General features: G+C 55.0%; 6 protein-coding genes, 1 tRNA gene and 1 pseudogene. 3 read left to right on the top strand and 5 right to left on the bottom strand.

Annotated features, from left to right (window positions below):
* From ACIQ2T_RS12125 to ACIQ2T_RS12140, 4 genes and pseudogenes are all read right to left on the bottom strand, one after another.
* Positions 1 to 252, bottom strand: a pseudogene (locus tag ACIQ2T_RS12125) (amino acid permease); the annotation flags it as partial.
* A gap of 65 nt (positions 253 to 317) precedes the next feature.
* Complete coding sequence (locus ACIQ2T_RS12130; protein WP_397591038.1) at positions 318 to 695, bottom strand: histidine triad nucleotide-binding protein; 378 nt, start codon at positions 693 to 695, stop codon at positions 318 to 320.
* A gap of 3 nt (positions 696 to 698) precedes the next feature.
* A complete protein-coding gene (locus ACIQ2T_RS12135; RefSeq protein WP_397591039.1) occupies positions 699 to 1025 on the bottom strand; it encodes a phosphoribosyl-ATP diphosphatase in 327 nt (108 codons plus the stop codon).
* A complete protein-coding gene (locus ACIQ2T_RS12140) occupies positions 1025 to 1534 on the bottom strand; it encodes a MarR family winged helix-turn-helix transcriptional regulator (RefSeq protein WP_397591040.1) in 510 nt (169 codons plus the stop codon). Before ACIQ2T_RS12140 ends, ACIQ2T_RS12135 begins: the two co-directional genes overlap by 1 nt.
* 60 nt (positions 1535 to 1594) lie before the next feature.
* Between ACIQ2T_RS12140 and ACIQ2T_RS12145 the strand changes: the two genes are divergently transcribed.
* The 3 genes from ACIQ2T_RS12145 to ACIQ2T_RS12155 all read left to right on the top strand — a co-directional run bounded on the left by ACIQ2T_RS12145 (position 1595) and on the right by ACIQ2T_RS12155 (position 3655).
* Positions 1595 to 2683 carry a branched-chain amino acid aminotransferase gene (locus ACIQ2T_RS12145; RefSeq protein ID WP_397591041.1) on the top strand — a complete coding sequence of 363 codons (1089 nt, stop codon included), beginning with the start codon at positions 1595 to 1597 and terminating at the stop codon, positions 2681 to 2683.
* A 62-nt stretch (positions 2684 to 2745) separates the two neighbouring features.
* A tRNA-Gln gene (locus ACIQ2T_RS12150) sits at positions 2746 to 2820 on the top strand.
* Positions 2821 to 2965: 145 nt separating this feature from the next.
* Positions 2966 to 3655 (top strand): response regulator transcription factor, encoded by a 690-nt coding sequence (locus ACIQ2T_RS12155; protein ID WP_397591042.1) that lies wholly within the window; start codon positions 2966 to 2968, stop codon positions 3653 to 3655.
* A 32-nt stretch (positions 3656 to 3687) separates the two neighbouring features.
* Here ACIQ2T_RS12155 and ACIQ2T_RS12160 read toward each other — a convergent pair.
* Positions 3688 to 4388 (bottom strand): 3-deoxy-7-phosphoheptulonate synthase (locus ACIQ2T_RS12160; protein ID WP_397591043.1); only part of this gene is annotated, 701 nt, incomplete at its 5' end.

The following is a 4388-nucleotide window of genomic DNA, read 5'->3' on the forward strand; positions in this document are numbered from 1 at the left end:
ACCTGCAAAAGCGCAGACGATACCTGCTACAACGAAGGACAACATAACCGCTGGGCCAGCATGCAAAGCTGCTGCACTGCCGGTACGGACGAAGATACCCGCACCAATGATGCAACCAACGCCCAACAGCAGAAGGTTCCATTTGCCCAACGAACGCTTCAGTTCGCTGTTCGCTGACTCTCTTTGTACTTGTGCGATCGTCTTGCGCGCGAACATGCGCTGCATCACGGATTGCTGCTCAACGGCCATCATATTCTCCCCGATGGATTTCTTATCCCGCGGAACCTAGCCTCAAATTGTCTCCGCGCAACTTAATTTCACCGAACAAGCATCGGTCCGAGCGGTTTTCCACCAAAAATATGGACATGAAGGTGCGGGACTTCTTGATGGGCATCGATTCCGATGTTGGCGAGCAGGCGATATCCGGTCTCAACCAACCCCATTTCGCGCGCAACATGACCCACGGCCCGGACAAATCCGGCTATTTCGGCGTCGGTGGCAGTGGTGCTGAAATCATCCCAGCTGACATAGGCGCCCTTGGGAATGACCAGGACATGCTCGGGCGCTTGCGGGTTTATGTCGTGAAAGGCGAGTGCCCATTCATCCTCGAACACTTGGCGGCATGGTATTTCTTTGCGCAGGATTTTGGCGAAGATATTTTGGTCATCATATTCCAAAGTCGGGTCAATCGGCATGTCTCACTCCCCAATATTGCTGCGCGCCGCCTTTTCGACGAGGCCGGACACGCCCTCACGGCGATCCAGCTCGGCCAGCACGTCATCCCATGACACACTGCATTCGCGCAGCAATATCAGAAGATGAAATATCAGGTCAGCGGACTCTGCCGTTACCTGCCGCGCATCCCCCGACAACGCAGCGATAATAGTTTCAGTGGCTTCTTCACCAACCTTTTGCGCAATTTTGCCACGACCTTTGGCGAACAAGGATGCGACATAGCTGCTGTCCGGCGCGGCGCCAGAACGCTGCGCGATGGTGTGTTCGAGCCGTTTGAGTGTGTCGGGCATCAAATATCCTTTTGCAGGGCTATGACCATGGCCTTGTCCTCGGCGGGGATCAACCCTTCGAGGACACGCCAAAAGCCGGTAACGGACTCTTGCCCCGCCGCAGCATAAGCCGACGCAAGGCTACTCCGCAGGGCTTCAAACAATTGCGCTTCAAATTTAACGCCCTCCGGCGTCAGGCGCAGCAGTTTTTGCCGGCGATCAACATTGCCCGTGCGCGTTTCCACCAAGTCCTTGTCCGCCAAATCATTCAGCACGCGACCAAGCGATTGTTTGGTGATGGCCAGAATCTTGAGCAGCGAACTGATAGGTAGATCAGGCTGGCGTGCGATAAAGTAGAGCGCGCGATGATGCGCGCGGCCGAGGCCATGCGCGGCAAGCCCATCATCAATCGCACGCGTAAGCCGCGTATAGCCAAAAAACAAAAGCTCGACCCCGCGCCGCACTTCATGTTCACGCAGGAACAGAGGCGACGCAGTCGGCGGAACAGAAACAGAAGATGGGACAGCCATATTGACGTATCTTGGCCTAGCCCATAGAACAGTGCAAGACCCTAATAGACGAGAACATTCATGACCGCTGGCGCCTTTCCTTTTGAAGCCAACCCGAACCCGGTTGATCCAACCGAGCGCGCCGCGCGGTTAACCGACCCTGGTTTTGGCCGAGTGTTCACTGATCATATGGTCACAATCCGCTATTCGGACGCTCAGGGCTGGCATGATGCGAAAGTCGGACCACGCGGACCATTGACGCTCGATCCTGCGACTGCCGTGTTGCATTACGCACAAGAGATTTTTGAAGGACTGAAGGCCTATCGCCTCGCGGACGGCGGAATGGCGCTGTTCCGCCCGGAGCAAAATGCCCGTCGTTTCCAACGTTCGGCCAAGCGGCTAGCGATGCCAGAATTGCCTGAAGATATGTTCCTGCAGGCCTGCAAACAATTGATTGCGGTCGACAAGGAATGGTTCCCACCGGTGGATGGAGGCTCAATCTATCTGCGGCCCTTCATGATCGCGAGTGAGGTGTTTCTGGGGGTGAAGCCGTCTGCCGAATATCTGTTCATGGTGATCGCGTCGGCCGCTGGCAATTATTTCAAAAGCGGTGCGCCCGCGATATCCATCTGGGTCTCCGAACAGTATACCCGCGCTGCACCGGGCGGCACTGGCGCGGCAAAATGCGGCGGCAATTACGCCGCAAGCCTGGTGGCGCAATCGGAAGCCATTAAGCAAGGCTGCGACCAAGTTGTGTTTCTTGATGCAGCCGAACACCGCTGGGTCGAAGAACTGGGCGGCATGAACCTGTTTTTCTTGTTTGATGATGGGTCCATCATCACCCCGCCAGCCGACGGAACGATATTGGAGGGCATAACGCGCGATTCTGTGCTGACCCTAGCGCGGGAACAGGGGTTGAATGTGCGTGAGGAACGCTATGCGATTGACCAATGGCGTGCGGATGCGGAATCAGGCCGATTATTAGAGGCATTCGCCTGCGGCACCGCCGCTGTCGTCACGCCTGTCGGAAAGGTGCAGTCAGCACAGGGCAGCTTTACCATAGGCGCGGGCGGTGCGGGGCAGATGACTCAGCAAATCCGGGCAAAACTTGTGGATATTCAGCGCGGAATTGCCGCAGATACCCATGGTTGGGTGCAGCGCGTCGATTAAGCTGTTGCGCAATAGGATTACCACGATATAAGCCGCCCGCAACGGCCAGTTTACTGGCTTGCTGGGGCGTCGCCAAGCGGTAAGGCAGCGGCTTTTGATGCCGCCATTCGCAGGTTCGATCCCTGCCGCCCCAGCCATTCTATACAGAATTTTCCAATGAATTTCCTAACACGTTGTAAGTTATCGAAAAAGTTTCAACTTTTTCGGGTTGCCGGATGATTCATGACTTATTTACCCTTTTTAGTTCAAAGGGTTGGCACTTGGTGAAGGGTGGATTAAGTCATGAGAGTAGTTATTGCCGACGACCAGCCGGATGTCGTCGTGCACCTGAAAGAGATAATCGAAGAACTAGGGCATGACGCAGTCGGTTTCACTGACGGCGAAGCTTTTTCCGATTCAATATCACGCGAAACATTTGATCTTGTTATTCTGGATTGGAATATTCGGAGCAAAAATGGCACCCCCCTTTTCAATTGGATGTGCAAGGCGCTACCGAAAAGACCTCCTGTCATCATCATGACCAACCGGGCGGCAAAGCGCGATATCACAGAAGCGTTAACAGCGGGCGCCGATGAATATATTACGAAGCCTGAAGTCCGCTCCGTTATTGCAGCGCGGGTTAGTGCCTTGTTGCACAAAAGTGCCCCAACTGGCGCCTTTGATACCGAGGTGAGCTACGGACTCTACCTGATGAACAGGCTCGATCAGAGCGTGACCTTGCATGGAAAGACCATTCTCCTGACCGCTAAAGAATTTGAGCTTGCCGAGATGTTCTTCAAAAACGCCAATCGCACATTATCCCGCAATAATATCATCAAAACCATCTGGAGAACTCCGGAAAGTATGGCATCACGCACGCTGGACATGCACGTGTCGCGCGTCCGTTCGAAGCTGGACTTGCAGCTTCAGAACGGTTTTCGGATTGTTACGGTTTTCGGCTATGGATACCGGCTTGAGTCTCTTAAAACATAAGACGCGCTAGGTGCCAAAAAGGCACGCCTAGCCTAGGTTGCCTTTTTGGCGCGCTCAGTCATTTCCTGGTTCAGCATCTCAGCCAGCAGGAATGCCAGTTCAAGTGACTGTGCTGCGTTCAACCGTGGATCGCAGTGCGTGTGGTACCGGTCAGCCAGACCTTCGTCGGTCACATCGACCGCGCCGCCCGTACACTCGGTAACATTCTGGCCCGTCATTTCGATATGGATGCCGCCACCGAAACTACCTTCGGCACGGTGCACAGCGAAGAACCCGCGAACCTCAGCCAAGATACGTTCAAACGGCCGCGTCTTGTAACCGCTGGCGGATTTTACGACGTTGCCGTGCATCGGGTCGCAAGACCAAATGACGGGATGGCCTTCACGCTGCACAGCGCGCACCAATGTCGGCAACCCGCTCTCAACCTTGTCATAGCCATAACGCGAGATAAGTGTCACGCGACCTGCCGCACGCGTGGGGTTTACGGTGTCAAGCATGCGCAGCAAGGCATCGGGCTCAAGACTTGGCCCGCACTTAATACCAATCGGGTTGCCGATACCGCGCAGGAATTCGACATGCGCCGACCCTTCAAACCGCGTACGATCCCCAATCCATAGGAAATGCGCGGATGTGTCATACCATCCACCGGTCAGGCTGTCCTGCCGCGTCATCGCCTGCTCATAAGGCAGCAACAAAGCTTCATGGCTGGTATAGAAACTGGTGCCCTTAATTT

It is taken from the genome of Sphingorhabdus sp., assembly GCF_044357595.1.
GTDB lineage: Bacteria > Pseudomonadota > Alphaproteobacteria > Sphingomonadales > Sphingomonadaceae > Sphingorhabdus_B.